At 64.8% G+C, this 17,275-nt stretch carries 13 protein-coding genes; 2 read left to right on the top strand and 11 right to left on the bottom strand.

What is annotated here, in order from left to right; genetic code table 11:
* Positions 1-96: 96 nt before the first annotated feature.
* From KIH77_RS06950 to KIH77_RS10545, 8 genes are all read right to left on the bottom strand, one after another.
* The gene (locus tag KIH77_RS06950) at positions 97-1,038 is read right to left on the bottom strand and encodes an ABC transporter substrate-binding protein (protein WP_219100365.1); all 942 of its coding nucleotides are present in this window, start codon (positions 1,036-1,038) and stop codon (positions 97-99) included.
* Positions 1,039-1,162: 124 nt separating this feature from the next.
* Positions 1,163-2,086: an ABC transporter substrate-binding protein gene (locus tag KIH77_RS06945; protein ID WP_219100363.1), complete on the bottom strand. Its 924-nt coding sequence runs from the start codon at positions 2,084-2,086 to the stop codon at positions 1,163-1,165.
* Between the two features lie 24 nt (positions 2,087-2,110).
* Entirely contained in the window at positions 2,111-2,611 is a 501-nt protein-coding gene (smpB, locus tag KIH77_RS06940) for an SsrA-binding protein SmpB (RefSeq protein ID WP_219100361.1), read from the bottom strand.
* Between the two features lie 246 nt (positions 2,612-2,857).
* Positions 2,858-4,357 (bottom strand): CHAP domain-containing protein, encoded by a 1,500-nt coding sequence (locus tag KIH77_RS06935; protein WP_236024537.1) that lies wholly within the window; start codon positions 4,355-4,357, stop codon positions 2,858-2,860.
* 96 nt (positions 4,358-4,453) lie between these two features.
* On the bottom strand, positions 4,454-5,377 hold the full coding sequence (gene ftsX, locus KIH77_RS06930; protein ID WP_219100360.1) for a permease-like cell division protein FtsX: 924 nt from the start codon (positions 5,375-5,377) through the stop codon (positions 4,454-4,456).
* Positions 5,374-6,609: a cell division ATP-binding protein FtsE gene (ftsE, locus tag KIH77_RS06925; protein WP_219100359.1), complete on the bottom strand. Its 1,236-nt coding sequence runs from the start codon at positions 6,607-6,609 to the stop codon at positions 5,374-5,376. The genes ftsX and ftsE overlap by 4 nt, the downstream gene beginning before the upstream one ends.
* 31 nt (positions 6,610-6,640) lie before the next feature.
* Positions 6,641-7,774 (bottom strand): peptide chain release factor 2, encoded by a 1,134-nt coding sequence (gene prfB, locus KIH77_RS06920; protein ID WP_219100357.1) that lies wholly within the window; start codon positions 7,772-7,774, stop codon positions 6,641-6,643.
* Between the two features lie 209 nt (positions 7,775-7,983).
* The gene (locus tag KIH77_RS10545; protein WP_308283290.1) at positions 7,984-8,115 is read right to left on the bottom strand and encodes a hypothetical protein; all 132 of its coding nucleotides are present in this window, start codon (positions 8,113-8,115) and stop codon (positions 7,984-7,986) included.
* Between the two features lie 174 nt (positions 8,116-8,289).
* On the opposite strand from KIH77_RS10545, the gene dapD reads away from it, so the two are divergent.
* Complete coding sequence (gene dapD / locus KIH77_RS06915) at positions 8,290-9,273, top strand: 2,3,4,5-tetrahydropyridine-2,6-dicarboxylate N-succinyltransferase (protein WP_219100355.1); 984 nt, start codon at positions 8,290-8,292, stop codon at positions 9,271-9,273.
* 663 nt (positions 9,274-9,936) lie between these two features.
* Here dapD and KIH77_RS06910 read toward each other — a convergent pair.
* The 3 genes from KIH77_RS06910 to KIH77_RS06900 form a co-directional block, all read right to left on the bottom strand.
* The gene (locus KIH77_RS06910) at positions 9,937-10,737 is read right to left on the bottom strand and encodes an ABC transporter ATP-binding protein (RefSeq protein WP_219100353.1); all 801 of its coding nucleotides are present in this window, start codon (positions 10,735-10,737) and stop codon (positions 9,937-9,939) included.
* 113 nt (positions 10,738-10,850) lie between these two features.
* Entirely contained in the window at positions 10,851-12,623 is a 1,773-nt protein-coding gene (locus KIH77_RS06905; RefSeq protein ID WP_219100351.1) for an FtsX-like permease family protein, read from the bottom strand.
* 226 nt (positions 12,624-12,849) lie between these two features.
* The gene (locus KIH77_RS06900; protein ID WP_219100349.1) at positions 12,850-16,605 is read right to left on the bottom strand and encodes an InlB B-repeat-containing protein; all 3,756 of its coding nucleotides are present in this window, start codon (positions 16,603-16,605) and stop codon (positions 12,850-12,852) included.
* A gap of 112 nt (positions 16,606-16,717) precedes the next feature.
* On the opposite strand from KIH77_RS06900, the gene KIH77_RS06895 reads away from it, so the two are divergent.
* The gene (locus KIH77_RS06895; protein WP_219100347.1) at positions 16,718-17,266 is read left to right on the top strand and encodes a TetR/AcrR family transcriptional regulator; all 549 of its coding nucleotides are present in this window, start codon (positions 16,718-16,720) and stop codon (positions 17,264-17,266) included.
* Positions 17,267-17,275: the final 9 nt, after the last annotated feature.

Below are 17,275 nucleotides of genomic sequence, written 5' to 3'. Positions count from 1 at the left end.
TTCTCTTTCTGTCTATATAACGGAGTCATCCAAGACACTACCCGATGGGCGGTGTCTTGGATGACGGAGGTTTCAAAAATCCGTGGCGTCAGAACGTCAGGATTCCACGCTGGGGTTGATTTCGGCCTTGTCGACCGCTCCGGAGGAGACGCCCCACGTGTCGAGGATCTTCTTGTAGGTGCCGTCGTCCATGAGCTTCTGCACGGCCTTTTGCATGGCCTCGGCGGTCTTGGTGTCGCCCTTCTTGACGGCGATGGCCTCGGGGGTCACGCCGACGTCCTCGCCGAGGGCCTCGAGCGTGTCGCCGGTCTGCTTGATGGCGTAGCCGGCCACGGGGGTGTCGGCGTAGAAGATGTCGGCCTTGCCGGAGGCGACGGCCGTGGTCACGTCGGTCTGCAGCTTGGACGACTGGATGTCGATGCCGCTCTTGCCGGAGGCCTTGCAGGCGTCGTTGGCCTTGTTGACCTCCTCCTCCTGCGTGGTGCCGGTCTGGACGGCGACCTTCTTGCCGCACAGGTTGGAGCTGTCGATCTTCGACGGGTTGCCCTTCTTCACGACGTATGTGGAGCCGGCCTTGAAGTAGGTGACGAAGTCGACGGCCTGGAGGCGTTCCTTGGTGACGGTGAACGAGGAGATGCCGACGTCGTACTTGGAGCCGACGGACGGGATGATGGAGTCGAACGTGGCGGTGACGTTCTCGGCCTTGAGTCCGAATTCGGCGGCCAGCGCCTTGGTCAGGTCGATGTCGAAGCCGACGGGCGTCTTGCCGTCCTCGGCGAGGAACTCGGCCGGGGCGTAGGAGGTGTCGGTGCCGACCTTGAGGACGCCATCGCTCTTGATGGAGTCGGGCAGCATGGCGGCGAGTTCGTCGTCCTTCTTGATGGAGCTGGTGTCGAAGCCCTGCGTGCTTGCGGACTTGGACGAGCTGTCGGAGGAGCTGTCCGAGGAGTCCGAGGTGCCGCATGCGGCCATGGAGAACAGCGTGGCCGCGGCGAGCGTGGCCGCGGCGAGCGCCTTGATGCGAGTCGTGAATGACATTGTCTGCTTCCTCTCGGGATTCATTTCCAATCCGTTACCCGAAAATAAGTTCGCAATGTCACGAACACGTTACCAACCAAACTTTTATGGACACCAGCCAAACTCGCGATGGTGCTCACCCCTCCTACGCATCCACCTTGGGGTTGACCTCGGGCCTGTCGACCATGACGTTCTCCACGCCCCATGTCTTCATGATGGCCTGGTATGTGCCGTCGGCCATGAGTTTTTCGAGCGCCGCCTGCACGGCCTTCACGGTCTGGGTGTCGCCTTTTTTCACAGCCACGCCCATGGGCTGCACGCCCTCGTTCTCGCCGAGTGTCTGCAGCTGGCCGTCGGTCTGGGCGACGGCGTAGCCGGAGACGGGCGTGTCGGCGTACATGAGGTCCACGCGGCCGGCGATCAGCGCCGTGGTCACGTCGGTCTGGTTGCGGTACGGCAGGATCTCGATGCGTTCCTTGCCGGCCGCCTTGCACGCGTCCTGCGCCTTGTACATCTCGGTCTCGGCGACGACGCCCACCTGCACGGATACGCGCGTGCCGCACAACTGCCTGGGGTCGGCGTGGGTCGGGTTGCCCTTGCGCACGGCGAAGGTGAGGCCGGCCTTGGCGTAGGTGACGAAGTCGACGGCGTCCATGCGTTCCTTGTTCACGGTGAATCCGGAAATGCCGACGTCGTATTTCGACCCGACGGACGGGATGATGGTGTCGAACGTGGCGTTTTCGATGTCGAGGTCGAGCCCGAACACCTTGGCAAGCGCCTTGTCCAGGTCGATTTCATAGCCGACGGGCGTCTTGCCGTCGGAGGCCAGGAACTCCGCTGGCGCGTACGTCACGTTCACACCGACGGAGAATTTGCCGTCCTTGGTCACGGATTCGGGCAGCATGGCGGCGATCTTCTCGTCCTTCCGGATGTGGCTGACATCGTAGCTGCGGGCGATGTCGGGGTCGGCGTCGGTGGCGTCGCTGGTGCCGCAGGCGGCGAGCGGCATGAACAGGGCCATGGCGGCGAGGGCGGCGAGGATGGTCTTCAAACTTCTCATATATGCCATAGTAAAGGGATGGTGTCGTCTTCGTTAATGCCGCATGTTACGAAGGCGCATCGCGCGCTGGGCCTCGCGTTTGTCCTGCGCCTCGCGCAATGCCTGGCGCTTGTCGTATTCGCGTTTGCCTCGCGCAAGCGCGATCTCGACCTTTACACGACCATTCTTGAAGTACAGGCTAAGCGGGACGATGGTGTATCCCTTGGCTTCGGTCTGGCGGGCGAGTTTTTCGATCTGCTGGGCGTGCAGCAACAGTTTGCGCTTGCGTTTGGGCGCGTGGTTGGTCCACGTGCCGTTGAGATATTCGGGGATGTTCGCGTTCTCCAGCCAGATCTCGTAGCGTCGGTCGATGCTCACGAACGCCTCGGCGAGCGAGGCGCGTCCCTCGCGCAGCGACTTCACTTCCGTTCCCGACAGTACGATGCCGGCCTCAAGACGGTCCTCGATCTCATAGTCGTGCCTGGCCCTGCGGTTCACCGCGATGGGCGTCGTCCCCTGCTCACGCTTGTCCTGCTTCGTCTGCTTGGGTGCCATACGGGCCTCCTCTCCTCTGTTCCGTTATGTCTTTCGTGCGGCTCCCGCCAATACTACTAGGCGATGGCTCGGTGACGGCCGTACTGTAGGGCACTTGACCCCGAAACCGCCGATTTATGGTGCCTTTCGGTCGTTTTTAGCCCGCAAAACGGCCGAAAGGCACCATATCTCGCTGTATATACGACGTGGGGCGGGGACTTCACCGGAAGTTCCCGCCCCACGTCAGGCGATTGCGTCAGCCGCGGATCAGTAGTGGACGAACTGATGGGCGGAGGCGTCGTAGAGGGTGTCGTAGTGGACGTTGCCCTGCCAGATGGAACCGCCTTCGGAGACCAGCACCGAGCCGTCGGAGTTGATGCGTTCGACGACCGCCACATGGCCGTAGATCGGGCTGTGGCCGTTCTGTCCGGCGCGGAACACCATGACGGCGCCGACGTGCGGGGTGTTGTTCACATAGTAGCCGAGGGCGCGGGCGGAGTTGGCCCAATCCTGACCGTTGCCGAGGTAGGAGCCGACGGGAAGGCTCAGCTGGCCGCGGCGGATGTAGGCCCACCAGGTGCACTGGCTCCACGGGTAGGCGTTGCCCACGTTGCCGGTCTGATGGCCGTAGCAGTAGGAGGATCCCTGCGGGCAGTTGCCGGGCACGGAGTAGTTCATGCCGGACGGACGGCTCGACGAGGACGATGACCCGCTGGAGGGGCGGCTCGACGACGAGGAGCCACCGGACGACGGACGGCTGGATGACGACGAGCCGCCTGAGGAGGGCCTGCTGGAGGACGATGAGCCGCCGGAGGACGGACGGCTGGAGCCGGTCGACGGACGGGTGCTGCCCTGGGCGCCGCTGTTGGCGTTGATCTGCTGGGTGGCGGTCGGCTTGCTGGCGGCGGCGAGCTGCTGGTTGTACGAGTCGATCTGCGACTGCATCATGACGATCTGGGCGGCTTCCTTGGCCGTGGCCGACTTGAGCTGGCCCTGCTGGCTTTCGAGGTAGGCACGCTGCTTGTCACCCTGGTTACGCAGGTTGTTGAGCTGCTCGCTCTTGGCCTTGGCGTCGGCGGCCGCCTTCTTGGCGTCGGCGGCGTTGGTCTCGGCCTGGGTCTTGAGGTCGGTGATCTGCTTTTCGATGGCCTCGAGGCGCTGCTTGCGGTTCATCTGCGTGCTCTGCGCATTGGCGGCGTCGTTGGCGGCGTTGGATTCGGACCTGCTGACGGCTGCGGACGACTGCATGGACTTGATGAAGTCGTCGGTGTTCTTGGAGCCGGTGACCATGCTCATCGTGTCGGAGGCCGCGGACCCGTGGAAGCTGTCACGGGCCAGCTGGGCGACGGCGGCGTGTGCGTCGTCGTAGTTCTCGCCGGTCTCCTTGATCTTCTTTTCGAGGTCGGACTTGTCCTTCTGCGCGGCCTCGAGGCGCGCGGCCGCGGCGTCGGCCTCGTCCTGTGCGGACTCGGCGTCGGCGCTGGCCTTCTCGGCCGCCTTGATGGCGGCGGGAATCTGCGTATTGGTCAGATCGTCAAGTTCGACGATCTTCTGCGCCAGCGCGGAGTTCACGCCGCTGAGCTTCTGCTGCAGCGACTGCTTCTTGGCCTTGCTCTGCGCAAGCTGGCTGTATGACGGCACGGCGTTGGCCTGCTGCACGGGCGCGGCGAGGCTCGCCAGCGCCATGGACATCGTCAGGCCCACGCACGCGACGATGCCGATGGCCTTGATGCCAAAGGCGCTCGTGCCGGTACGCGACATGCTCATATCGTCTCCTTACGTTTTCGGACGGCCCCTCTTCCCGTCCGAAAGCCTTGCATGTTTGTATGTATTGTAAACGTTCACCCTGACGGCGAAACGCGATTACGCCTTGAGGTAACGGCGCAGCGAGAACAGCGACGCGATGATGGACAGCACCACGGCGCCTGCGACGAGCACCGGCGAGAACATAAACACGGTGGTCAGGTTGACGAACGGCATCCATGTGACGGTGGTGGCCAGCCAGTTGGTGACGAACACCTCCACGATGGCGCCGAGGGCCACGCAGGAGAGCACCGACCCGATGAGCGAGGCGATGGCGCCCTCGAGGATGAACGGCAGCTGGATGATCCAGTTGGATGCGCCCACGAGGCGCATGATCTCGGTCTCGTTCTTGCGTGAGGCCGCGGACATGCGGATGGTGGTGCCGGTGAGCATGATGGCCACAAGCACCATGACGGCGGCCAGCACGACGGTGACGACGGTGCCGCGGTTCAGCACGGCGAACACGGGGTCGAAGATCTGCCGCTGATCCTGCACCTCCTCGACGCCCTTCTTGCCGGAGAGCACCTCGGAGACCTGCTGGTATTTCTCGGGGTTGGTGAGCTTGAGCCGCAGCGACCCCTGCATGTCGTCGGCGGTCATGGTGCGTCCCTGGTAGACGCCGCCCGGATACTGCTTGACGAACGTGTCCTTGTAGAACTGCTCCTTGCTCACGTAGGTGATTTTGGAGACGTCGCTGTGCAGCTCGTCCTTGATGGTGTTCTGGATGTCGATGATCTCATCGGTGGTCGGCGCCTTGCCGGAGGCGCAGTTCGCGGACTGGCTGGTGCCGTCCGGGCAGAGCCAGACGACGACCTCGACCTTGTCGTACCAGTCGCCCTTGGCCTTGGTGATCTGCGCCTGCATGAGCATCGACGCGCCGATGAACACGAACGAGATGAACGTGACGAGCATGACCGAGAGGATCATCGAACCGTTGCGCTTGATGCTGGTCCACGTCTCCGAAAGCACAAAGCGGAATCTCATCGGTCGTTCTCCTTCTTCACGGTCTTCTCGGCGTTCTTCTTCCGGCGGCGGGGCGGAGCCGGCGGCGCGGGAGGCTCCGGCGCGGAGCCGGCGGCATCATCCGAGGCGGCGGCCTTCGCGGGGACGTCATCGACGTCGGCGAGGTCCACCGAGTTCGGCGCCTTGAATTTGGCATCGGCGTCGACGACGGGCTTGGCATCCGACGTCGTGCCGGCGCCGGCGTTCCCGGACCCGTCCTTGCCGGAGGCCCGGCCCCCGGCGGAATCCAGCGAGATGCCTTTGCCCCACGTGAGCGTGTCCTCGACGGAGGCGAAGGCCTCGCCGTAGCGCCCGGTGCGGCCCGAATGCACGGAGTTGGCGAGGCGTGCGATGCCCTCGTCCCCCGCGCCGGCGTTGTGCACGGCCTCGGCGGCGGCGATGACCCCGGCCGCCGGCGATGCGGAGTCGGACGCGTCCGCGCTGACCAGCCGCTGCCCGGCATCAGGCTTCACGCCGATCGCCTGCTGGGCTCGGGCCTCCACCTCCGCATCGGGGAAGTACGTGGCGGAATCATAGGAGCCCTGGCGTTCGTCGCGCACGATCTTGCCGTTGTGCAGCTCCACCACGCGCTTGCGCATGGAGTTGACGATCTCCTCGTTGTGCGTGGCCATGACCACGGTGGTGCCGGTGCGGTTGATGGCCTCCAGCACCTCCATGATGCCCACCGACGTGGTGGGATCGAGGTTGCCGGTGGGCTCGTCGGCCAGCAGGATGCGCGGATGGTTCACATAGGCGCGGGCGATGGCCACGCGCTGCGCCTCGCCACCGGAGAGCTCATGCGGCAGACGGTCCTCCTTGCCGGTGAGCCCCACGGTCTGCAGCACCTGAGGCACCAGCGACTTGATGGTCGACCGACGCGTGCCGATGACCTCCAGCGCGAACGCCACGTTCTGCCACACCGTCTTGTTGGCGAGCAGCTTGTAATCCTGGAACACGAACCCGATGCCACGGCGGTACTGCGGCACCTGACGGTTGGGCAGGCGCCGAAGGTCGTTGCCGGCCACGCGGATCTCGCCCTCGGTGGCCTGCTCCTCGCGCAGCAGCAGGCTCAGCAGCGTGGTCTTCCCGGAGCCGGAGGCGCCCACGAGGAACACGAACTCGCCGCGGTCGATGTCGAGCGTGACGTCGTCCAAGGCGGGGCGTGAGCCCCTCGGATAGATCTTGGTGACGTCCTCAAGCGAAATCAATGCCATTGTTTACCCCTTAATGCCGATGCGGGACGACCTACTCGGCCTCGGCTTCCCTCGCGGCCTCGCGGCGCTGCTGGTGGCGCCAACGGATGCCGGCGTCGATGAACTCGTCGATTTCGCCGTCGAACACGGCCTGGGTCTGCGACGTCTCGTAGCCGGTGCGCAGGTCCTTGACCATCTGATACGGGTGGAGCACGTAGGAACGCATCTGGTCGCCCCAGCTGGCCTTGATGTCGCCGGCGAGCTCCTTCTTCTTCTTGGCCTCCTCCTCATGCTTGAGCACAAGCAGTCGGGACTGGAGCACCTGCATGGCGGCCGCGCGGTTCTGGATCTGCGAGCGCTCGTCCTGCATGGTCACGACGATGCCGGTGGGAAGGTGGGTCAGTCGCACCGCGGAGTACGTGGTGTTCACGCCCTGGCCGCCGGGGCCGGAGGAGCAGTAGGTGTCGACGCGCAGGTCGGAGTCAGGGATGTCGATGTGGTCGGTGGCCTCGACCAGCGGCACCACCTCGACGGCGGCGAAGCTGGTCTGACGGCGGCCCTGGTTGTCGAACGGGCTGATGCGCACGAGGCGGTGCGTGCCGCCCTCGACGGAGAGCTTGCCGTAGGCGTACGGCTCGTCGATCTGGAATGTGGCCGACTTGATGCCGGCCTCCTCGGCGTAGGACGTGTCCATCACCTTGTGCTTGTAGCCATGGCGCTCCGCCCAGCGCAGGTACATGCGCAGCAGCATCTGCGCCCAGTCGGCCGCGTCGACGCCGCCGGCGCCGGAACGGATGGTGATCACCGCGGCACGTTCGTCGTATTCGCCGTCGAGCAGGGTCTGGATCTCGATGTCGGCGAGGTCCTTGTCAAGCTGCTTGATCTCCTCCTCGGCCTCGGCGAGGGTGTCGGCGTCGTCCTCCTCACGGCCGAGCTCGACGAGCGTCTCCACGTCGTCGATGCGGCTGCCGGCCGATTCGATGCGCTTGAGCTGCGATTCGGCGGCCGAAAGACGGCTCGTCACCTTCTGCGCGTTCTCGGGGTCGTCCCACAGTCCGGGGGCGCTGGCCTGCTGTTCGAGGTCCTTGATCTGCGCCCTGAGCGCGTCGAGGTCGACGGCTCCGGCGATGGTGTCGTACTTCGCCCGCAGGGCGTTGATGCCCTGGGAAAAATCAAATTCTGCCATTGTTCGCTTACCTTGTAAATCGTATGTCGTGTGTCGCATCCGGCCGCGTTCATGACGTCCGGCGGCCGCCGATATCGGTCACCGTATCCGTCGGCCATGCCGACGCGTCGTGCGATGCACGACGACGCGGCGACGACGAATCGAATACGGATGGGGGAGAGACATCGTCCGTACGCCGGCCTCGGCGTACGTCATGGGATGGGGCCGGGTCAAAGACCTGCGTACAACGCCGGAATGACCAGGCTGACGAGCATGCCGACGGCGACGACGATGCACACCGCCCGCGCCACGAGGCGACGGCGGCGTTCACGCTGCTCACGTTCCTTCCGGTATTCATTCACAAAGCGTCATTGTAACGGCTGCCCCTCACAAAACCCCGTGGACGTTTCGCCCTCGGCTATCTGGGGTGGGATTTATTGTGGACAGCGGCAAACCAATAGCCGTCCGCGTCCGGTCCGACCGGCGTTTCCAAAGCGGACCGACGCATACGACGCATGTGGAGCAAGGAGCACACAATGACTGAATCGCGTACAGCATGGGGTTGGGGCCTGGCCAGCGTGGACGCCGCGGGCAACACCCTTGACGTATGGTATCCGTCCCTGACGCTGGGCACCGCCCCCGCCGAGGGCCACCGTCCGGAGCACGACTTCGGCTCGCTCGAGCACGTGGAGTCCGACGCCCGCGGCGTGCGCCGCATCCCCGTGTTCACCGTCTCGAAGATCGACGACCCGATTGTGGACGCGGCCGACGCCTACCTGCGCCTGCACCTGATGTCCATGCGCCTGGCCAAGCCGAACACGCTCAACCTCGATGGCATCTTCGGCAAGCTCAACAACGTCGTATGGACGAACTACGGCCCGTTCGCCGTGGAGGACTTCGCACTGCGCAAGCTCGACGTGCTCAAAGCCGCCTCCGCCGCCCCCTACCCGGCCGTCGACGTCAACGTGCTGTCCGTCGACAAGTTCCCGCGCATGATCGACTACGTGGTGCCGTCCGGCGTGCGCATCGGCAACGCCGACCGCATCCGTCTCGGCGCCCACCTGGCCGAAGGCACGACCGTCATGCACGAAGGCTTCGTGAACTTCAACGCCGGCACGCTCGGCACCTCCATGGTCGAAGGCCGCATCTCGCAGGGCGTCGTCGTCGGCGACGGCTCCGACATCGGCGGCGCCGCCTCCATCATGGGCACGCTCTCCGGCGGCGGCAAGCTGCGCAACTCCATCGGCAAGCACTCGCTGCTCGGCGCCAACGCCGGCATCGGCATCTCCCTCGGCGACAACTGCGTCGTCGAAGCCGGACTCTACGTGACCGCCGGCACCAAGGTCACCATCTACGACAAGGCCAAGGTCGCCGCCGGCCAGCCGCTCGACGTCGTCAAGGGCAAGGACCTCAGCGGCAAGGACAACATCATGTTCATCAGGAACTCCGTTACCGGTGCCGTCGAGGCCCGAACCCGCAAGGTCGGCATCGAACTCAACGCCGCATTGCACAAAAACTAGGGGCCTCGCCGCCACCGGTAACCGTGCGCGGCCTTGGCGGCCGCTCCCCTCGCCTACGGACAGTCCACCGGACTGTCCGCCCAACGGCTCGGCTGGTGCCGTCGAGGCCCGAACCCGCAAGGTCGGCATCGAACTCAACGCCGCATTGCACAAAAACTAAAAAATCCGGGGATGGAGCGTCATCCGCGTTGCCGGAGACTCGACGTATTGTCATACGCCTTCGCCTCCGGCGCCTTGATGCCGCACACATCCCCGATTTTTTGCCGCTGTGACGGTCTCAGCGGCCCGGCTCCTCTCGGCGAGGGGAGCTGTCGGCGCAGCCGACTGAGGGGGAGGAACACCCGCCCAGCCACACAATCCGCTGTCCTCCTGAGCAAGTCCGCCACCTCCTTGTCATCCCGAGCGAAAGGCGAAGGCACCCCCTGTCATCCCGAGCGAAGGGCGCAGACACCTCCTGTCATCCTGAGCGGAGGGCGGAGCCCGGAGTCGAAGGATCTTGCACTCCGTACCATCCAAGATCCTTCGACTTCGCCGCAAGCGGCTCCGCTCAGGATGACGGAAAGCGACACAGCTCCACTCAGGATGACGGAAAGCGACACGACCTCCGCGCAGGATGACGGAAAGCGACACGGCTCCACTCAGGATGACGGAAACGACACGGTTTCAGCCGCGCAGGCGGGCGAGCTGGTAGACGTCGTCGGACTGGGCGGCGACCTCGGGGCTGTGCGTGACGATGATGACGCACTTACCCTCGTCATGCGCCAACGACTTGAAGATCGCCATGATGTCGTCCTGCGTGGCGAGGTCGAGGTTGCCGGTCGGCTCGTCGGCAAGGACTATCGTCGGATCATAACTCAACGCGCGGGCGATGGCGACGCGCTGCTGCTCGCCGCCCGAGAGGTGCAGGATGCGTTCGCTCGCGTATTCGGGGCGAAGCCGCACCTTGTCGATGAGCTCCTTGGCGATCTCCGTCTTCGGTCTGTCGAACGTCTTGCCGGAGGCGTCCATGGACAGGATGATGTTCTCGGCCACGGTGAGCGCCGGCAGCAGGTTGAAGCTTTGGAAGATCACGCCGATGTCGTGGCTGCGGTAACGGTAGCGGTCGGTTTTGGCCAGATCGTTGCCATGGTAGAGCACCTTGCCCTCGGTGGGCACGGTCAGTCCCGACAGCAGCGACAGCAGCGTGGTCTTGCCCGCGCCGGACGGTCCGGTGATGGCGTACACCCTGCCCGGCCGGAACGCGTAGTTCTTGTCGTCGAGCACCTTCTTGCCGCCCTTGGTGTAGGCGTACGACACATGGTCGAGCTGGAGGGCGGGGACGACGGCCGGGGCCGCCGATTCGTCGGATGAGCCCGCGGTGATGGGTTCCGTCACGGCGACGGCTGGTCCCGTCACGATGGATTCTGCTGCAGCGGATGCTGTTGCGGTGGCGTCCGTCGTCGTCTCGATGGTTTCGTTGGTCATGATGACTCTTTTCTATGTTGAATAGTTATGTGAAGGGACCGGAAAATCGGTCGACGGCCCCTCAGCCTGCCTACGGCGGCCAGCTCCCCTGGCAGGGGGGCTGGCCCAGGATGCTACGAACGGTCGGCGAGGATCTGAAGCGGCTCGTAGCGCATGACGAAGATGATGCCGACGAGCGCGGAAACGAGCGTGAGCCCCAGGCCGATGAGTATCAGCTGGCCGATGACCTTGAAGTTCACGGTGGCGTTGATGGTGCTCACATAGTTCACGGCGCGACTCATGCCGCCGCGCATGCCGCCCGGAGCGCTGGGCGCGGAGTTGCCGCCGCTCGAATTCGACGATGAGGAGCCGGAATCGGACGAACCGGACGAGTTCGAACCGCTCGACGAGGAACCGTTGGAGTCGGACGACGTGCCGGAGCCGTTCGACGAATCCGATGACGTGCCGGACTGGCCCGATGCTCCCCCGCCCATGTCGGCGCCGCGGCCGAACTGCTCCTGCTGGCTGGCGGCCTCGGTCTGCTGGGCGGAGACCTGCGAGGCGAGCAACTGGTTCGAGACGGGCACGGAGGCCGCGGCGCCGCCGGCCACGCCGAGCGCGATGCCGCACATGGTCACGATGAGCAGCTCAATGGCGAACTGCGCGGCCACCTTCACCTTGTTCACGCCGATGGCGGTGAGCACGCCCACCTCGTATTTGCGTTCGCGGATGTTGAACAGGTTGAGCACGATGAGCACGACCGCGCCCACGACCAGCACGACGATGAGCAGCGTCAGCGCGAACTTGGCGAGGTTGTCGAGCGGCACGAGGCTGGATTCGTAGTTCTCCACGTCGGCGGACTGCACGGTGTAGGTGTCGGCGAGCCCGGCCTTCTTCACGTCGGAGGCGAAGGTCTTGTAGTCGTTGGCGTTGTTCAGCACGTAGGTGAAGTTCAGCTGCGTGGACGTGTTGTCGTCATCGTCGTTGGCGGTGGTCGTGGAGTCGAGTCCGAGCGACTTCAGCGTGGAGACGGACGTGTAGATGGCGTTGTCGGCGTCCTGCGCGGTGCCGCCCATCGGTCCCATCGAGTCGGTGTTGCTGGAGGTGGTGTTCTCGTAGATGCCGCTGATGGTGAGCTTGTACGTCTTGGATGTGTTGTTGGGGTTGGTGACGGTGATGGTATCGCCGACCTTGAGATCATTGAAGTCGGCGAGCGCCTTGGAGATGATGACCTTGCCGTTGTCGGACGAGCCGTAGCCGAACACCTTGCCGGAGGTCATGGTGAACGTGCCGTTGGAGGCCTTGCTTACGGCGGTGTCGGAGGAGAATCCGGTGAGGGTGAAGTCGCCGGACGTCATGCCTCCCATGTCGCCGCCCTGGCCGTCGCCACCGGGTCCGCCTTGGCCGGCCTGTCCCTGCTGGCCGTTGGTGTTGGAGGAGGAATTTGAAGACGACGAACTCGACGACGAGGAGTTCGACGAATTCGACGACGTGCTTTCGACCGGCTGGAACGAGTCGGTGCCGGAGACGCCGGTGCTTTCGGAATAGTAGGTGCCGACGGCCACGCTGGACGCCTTGGCGTACTTCTGATAGTCGGCGAGGGAGAGGCTGCTGTTCTCCATGGCCTCGCGCATGGCGTTGAAGTCGGGCTTGGAGGAGGACGAACTCGACGACGAAGACGACGAACTCGACGATTTCGCCTGTTCCATGAGTTTGCTGCGGTCGGCGCTGATGGTGGCCGTCACACTGGTGGAGGCCAGGCCGGTCTCGCGCGCGTTGTCGGCGGCGTTGCGGATGGCGAGGCCGACGGTGGCCGCCGCCGCGATGATGGCGACGATGAGGATGATGAGTATGTTGCGGCCTTTGTTCCGTATCACGGTCTTCCAGGCGTTCTTGAGCACGAACATGATGGTCCTTTTTCGGTTTTTGCGGGGCAAGCCCCACGACATGCGCCGTGAGCGAATGTTGAGAAGGGTGGCGACCGGCGGATGCCGTCATGCCGTGGGGCTCTGCCCCCACTATGCGGCGGCAACGTTGCCGCCTACTGGACCATCACTGAAAAAGCCCGGCGACCTTTCCGGCACCGGGCTTCATGTTTCCTGAGCGTCGTCTGAATACGGCGCGTGACCGTCGTCAGTCGAAATGTCCGTCGATGCAACGGCGGACGGCCTCACGCAGTTTGATGGCGAGTCCGGCCGCGGTGAGGAGGATGGCCACGCCGAGCAGACTGTTGGGCACGCCGGTTTTGGCGAGTTCGGACGAGTCGGCCGCCGATGCCTGCGGCTTGGTGGTGACGGTGATGCGGTCGCCGTTGCCATCGCTTTCGCCGGGGACGTCGTGGCTCGGGTTCTGATCGAGGTCGACGCTGCCGGAACCTCCGTTGGAGCCGCCGCCGCTGTTGGGCTTGTCGGTCCCGTTGCTGCCGCCCGGCGTCTGGCCGCCGCCCGGATTCTCGCCCGGGTCGGTGGTGGGCTGCTTGTCCCATACGGCGGTGAGGGTGACGATGCCGTCGGCGTCGGCCGTGAGGTTCGTCACTTTCTCGCCGTCCGCGTAGACGATGCCGTGGCCGTCGGACCATCCGGCGAACGCGTAGTCCTTGCGTACGAACGCGTTCTTCGTCAGTGCCGTCTCCTTGTCGTATTCCATGGCAAGGTCGCTCATCGCACCGGTCACGTCGCCTGCGTCGTCCACGCCGGCGTCGAATCGGATGGTGTAGCGGTTGGGCGTCCACGTGGCGGTGAGCACGACGGTCTCGTGGCCCTTGGAGGACAATGATGCCACGTTCTCCCCCGCCTTGACGACCGTGCCGTCGGGCAGCTTCCAGCCGACGAACGTGTAGCCGATGCGCGTGAACTTCGGTTCAGGGGCCGTGGTTTTCTCGCCCACGGTCGCCGTGACGGCGTCCATGGTGCCGGTGCCGCCCGCCGAATCGAACGCGATGGCGTATGTGGCGCGCGTCCACGTGGCGGTGAGTGTCAGGTCGCCGTCGGGCAGCTCGTCGCCGGGCTTGTAGACGGTCTTGCCGTCGGGGCCAGCCCATCCCGTGGCGTCCCATCCGTCACGCGTGAACGTCACGTCGGGTGCGACGGCGCTGACGCCTTCGTATCGGGTCAGGTCGGCCATCGTGCCCTTGGCGTCGTCGGCGCCGGTCTTGAACGTTACGATGCCGGTGGTCTTGGCTTCCGGCGCCTTGACGGTCTCCACCTTGATGGATTTGATGGGCAGCGGAGCGTACACATCGCTCTTGTTGGTCCAGTCGGCGCTTGCGGTGAACGTGTATGCGTTGCCGGTCAGATTCTCACCGTCATACATCGTGACCTTGATGCCGTCCGGCACCTTGATGCTGTATACGGCGTTGTAGTACCGGCCGAGTTCGTCTTTGCCGCTGTATTCGCCGACGGCGAGTTCTCTGGCGTTTCCCGCCCCGTAGCTCGGCCCCCAGATGGCGTCGTAGATCGTCGTCTGCCGGCTGTCGGTGAATGTGGCCTTGGCGACGGCGCTGGGCAGGCTGCCGGCGCGGTAGGCGACTGCCTTCACGGTCAGCGGGCTGGATGTGATGGCGATGCTGCCGCCGGTCCATCGCCTGCCGTTCGTGGACGATGGTTCGCTGCCGTCGGTCGTGTAGTACACGTCGTCGTCGGCGTCGTCCGGCGTGATGGTGAAGGCGAGCTTGCCGTCGCCGGTTTTCGTGCCCGTGACCGTCGGACGCGGCGTGGCAGCGGGTTCGCCGTTCTTGGGCACGAGCGTGAACTGGATGGTGCCGCCCTTCCATGCGATCGTGTCGACGTGCGTGCTGGCCGGATGGGCGGTGTAGCCGTCGAGGGCGACGCTCACCGTGGCGGGGCCGATGCCCTTGAGCGTGACCGTGCCGTCGCCGGCCGTCAGTGTGGTCTCCGCCTTGCGTGAATCGTCGGGCCGTACCGTCACCGTGGCCTTGGAGACGTCGGAACCGTCGGAGGCGACCACGCGGACGGTCACGTCGGCCGTGGTCGGCACGGTGGCCTCGGGTGACGGATTGGTGCGGTAGTCGTAGGCGATGACGGTGTATGTGGGCAGCTGGGACGTCACGTCGACGTCGAATGCGCCGTCCTGGCTCCATGCGATGGCCTTGCCGTCGGCGAGCAGCGTGTAGCCTGCCGTGCTCTTCGCCTCGACGCTGCCGTCGGGGTATGAGGCGGTGATGCCGAGTTTGTCGGACGCCGTGCGCGCGATGGTGACGTTCGGCGCGGCCGTCGTCTTGGTGAACGTCCTGGCGCCGTTGATGCCTTTGGCGTCGGCGTCGATGGAGAAGTATTCGATATGGCTGCCGAGCTTGGGATACTTGGCCGTGTAGGCGGCTGTCGCGTCGGAGACGGTCATGCCGTAGCGGCCCATGACCTCGCTCATGTCGAATCCGAGCGCGTCGGAGTAGGCGCGGGCGGCCGCATCCTTCACGCCGCCGACGTTGACGTAGGCGCTGGGCGTGCGGCGCACCTGACGGTAGACGGCGCCGAGGCCGCCGTACGTGTTGACTTGTCTGGCAAGCTCCTTCGTATAGCCGCTGCCGTTGCTGAAATCGTATGTCGAGTAGTCGTAGTCGTCGAAGAACCGCAGCATGGTGAACCGGGCGGTCACGTCATACCAGATGTCGCCCCATGGCGATTTCGGGTTTTCGCCGGCGAGCTTGGCGGTGAGATACGCGTCGATGTTCTTCTGGCCGGACAATACGCCGGAATGGTAGGTGGATGTGGAGAACGCGGTTCCGTCGGCCATCTTGTCGATGCCGGCGATGCGACGGCCCCATATGGAGACGAGGTTGTTGGTCTCCTCGACGACGGCGAGCGGCGCGATGTCGAGCATGTGGCCGAACTCGTGATCGTCGCCCCAGCCGTGTGACACCTCGACGCTGGTCGTCACGCCCGGCCATGCGCTTTCGCCGAGATGGTACATCGTGTACCAGGCGAACATGGTGGATGGGCTGGTGAGGTTCTGCGTGAGCTCCAGCACCACCTTCATCCTCGTGGGCTTCTGCTTGGCGTCGGCGTCGTTCTCGTCGAAGCCGAGCACATGGTCGAAGTAGTCGAGACGGTCGTTGGAGACCTTGTAGGCGTTGGTGATCCATGCCGTGGCCTTGGCCTCGGTGTCGATGTCCTTGACGGAGTCGACCATCTTGGCGGCGCGCAGGTCGTAGACCATGCGGCCGAGTACGAGGCTGGTCATGTCCATGCCCAGGTCGGGGTTGTCGTTGAGCTGGCCGACCGCCGTATCGACGCCGGCGTTCACGTAGGCGCGCAGTTCGGTCAGATACGTCCAGAACGCCTCGGGATGCGCGGCGTCATACGTGTACAGCGGGTATTGGCCGAGCGACGGCTTGCCGTCGGAGCCATTCTCGTTGGCGATAGTCACGGAGGCCTTCTGCCCGCCGTCATTGCGGATGAGCAGCACCTGGCCGACCTTGTTCTTCGTCGTGTCGTAGGTGATCTCGTTGACGCCGGCCTTGAGCTTGCCGCCGTCGTCGGCGCGGACGAGCGCGTAGTTGTTCGCATCCACGCGGCCGGCCTGGCGGTGCGCCCACAGCACGTTCGGCGTGGCGGCGTCCGTGTTCACCGTGATCGTGAACTTCGCGGTGATGCCGGGACGGATGTAGTAGCCCGTCCAGTCGCCGTTCTCGAACTGGAAGTACTGTTGCGTACGGTTCCGATCGGTGTCCTTGCTGCCCACGGTGGACAGTTCGATGGTCCTCTCCCCCGCCTTCGCTACGGTGGCCTTCGCGGCGCCGGCGGCTGTTCTCGTCGTCGTGGCCGACGTCGTCTCCGGCATCGCGTTCGCCGCAGCCGGCAGCGCCATGCCACACAGCAGCGTGGCCGTGGCCAATACGGCGGCGATGGCTTTGCGGGGTACTACTCTCATCAAGCCTCCTGAACCCTGAAGTAAAACGCTCCTACTATAAAGGAGGGCACGGAGAGAAAGTTTTCGCCCGAGCGGACCCGATGGGACGCATGGACTGCGCTACCATGGCGGCATGGCTTCATCACGGACACGACGCAACGACCCCGAACGCAAGCAGCGCATCATCGACGCCTGTCTCGACGTCATCGCCGAACGCGGCGTCGCGGACACGTCGCATCGTGTGGTGGCGGCCCGGGCGGATGTGCCGCTGGGGTCGATGACCTACTATTTCGACGGCATGAGCGACCTGCTGCATCAGGCGTTCGACCAGTTCGCGCAGCGGTCCATCGACGTGTTCGCCGAGAGCATGGCGGAAGCCTCGGATACGACCGGGGCGTGCGAGGTCATAGCCCGGCATATCGAAGGCGGCCTGCTGAGCACGCCACGCGACCTCACCATCAATCTGGAGTTCTATACGATCGCCGCGCGGGACGAGGGGTTCCGCGACATCAGCGAACGGTGGATGGCGGCGAGCCGCGCCGAGTTGGAACGGTTCTTCGATGCCGACACCGCGGGTATGCTTGACGCGCTGGTCGAAGGACTCACGTTGCATCGCGCGTTCGGCATGACGTCCTCCCCCGCCGCCATCCGTACGGCGATCCGCCGCATCGCGGACCGATAGCCCCGGAAT

Source organism: Bifidobacterium pluvialisilvae, from assembly GCF_019331695.1.
GTDB classification, from domain to species: Bacteria; Actinomycetota; Actinomycetes; order Actinomycetales; family Bifidobacteriaceae; genus Galliscardovia; species Galliscardovia pluvialisilvae.
Note: the sequence above shows the minus strand (reverse complement) of the source record. Positions and strands in the feature narration are given on the sequence as shown.

Excerpts from the sequence above, each read along its gene's own strand:
- KIH77_RS06950 (WP_219100365.1), bottom strand. The coding sequence starts at position 1,038 with ATGTCATTCACGACTCGCATCAAGGCGCTCGCCGCGGCCACGCTCGCC.
- ftsE (WP_219100359.1), bottom strand. The coding sequence starts at position 6,609 with ATGGCATTGATTTCGCTTGAGGACGTCACCAAGATCTATCCGAGGGGC.
- dapD (WP_219100355.1), top strand. The coding sequence starts at position 8,290 with ATGACTGAATCGCGTACAGCATGGGGTTGGGGCCTGGCCAGCGTGGAC.
- prfB (WP_219100357.1), bottom strand. The coding sequence starts at position 7,774 with ATGGCAGAATTTGATTTTTCCCAGGGCATCAACGCCCTGCGGGCGAAG.
- KIH77_RS06900 (WP_219100349.1), bottom strand. The coding sequence starts at position 16,605 with ATGAGAGTAGTACCCCGCAAAGCCATCGCCGCCGTATTGGCCACGGCC.
- KIH77_RS06910 (WP_219100353.1), bottom strand. The coding sequence starts at position 10,737 with ATGACCAACGAAACCATCGAGACGACGACGGACGCCACCGCAACAGCA.
- KIH77_RS06945 (WP_219100363.1), bottom strand. The coding sequence starts at position 2,086 with ATGGCATATATGAGAAGTTTGAAGACCATCCTCGCCGCCCTCGCCGCC.
- smpB (WP_219100361.1), bottom strand. The coding sequence starts at position 2,611 with ATGGCACCCAAGCAGACGAAGCAGGACAAGCGTGAGCAGGGGACGACG.
- KIH77_RS06935 (WP_236024537.1), bottom strand. The coding sequence starts at position 4,357 with ATGAGCATGTCGCGTACCGGCACGAGCGCCTTTGGCATCAAGGCCATC.
- KIH77_RS06895 (WP_219100347.1), top strand. The coding sequence starts at position 16,718 with ATGGCTTCATCACGGACACGACGCAACGACCCCGAACGCAAGCAGCGC.
- KIH77_RS06905 (WP_219100351.1), bottom strand. The coding sequence starts at position 12,623 with ATGTTCGTGCTCAAGAACGCCTGGAAGACCGTGATACGGAACAAAGGC.
- ftsX (WP_219100360.1), bottom strand. The coding sequence starts at position 5,377 with ATGAGATTCCGCTTTGTGCTTTCGGAGACGTGGACCAGCATCAAGCGC.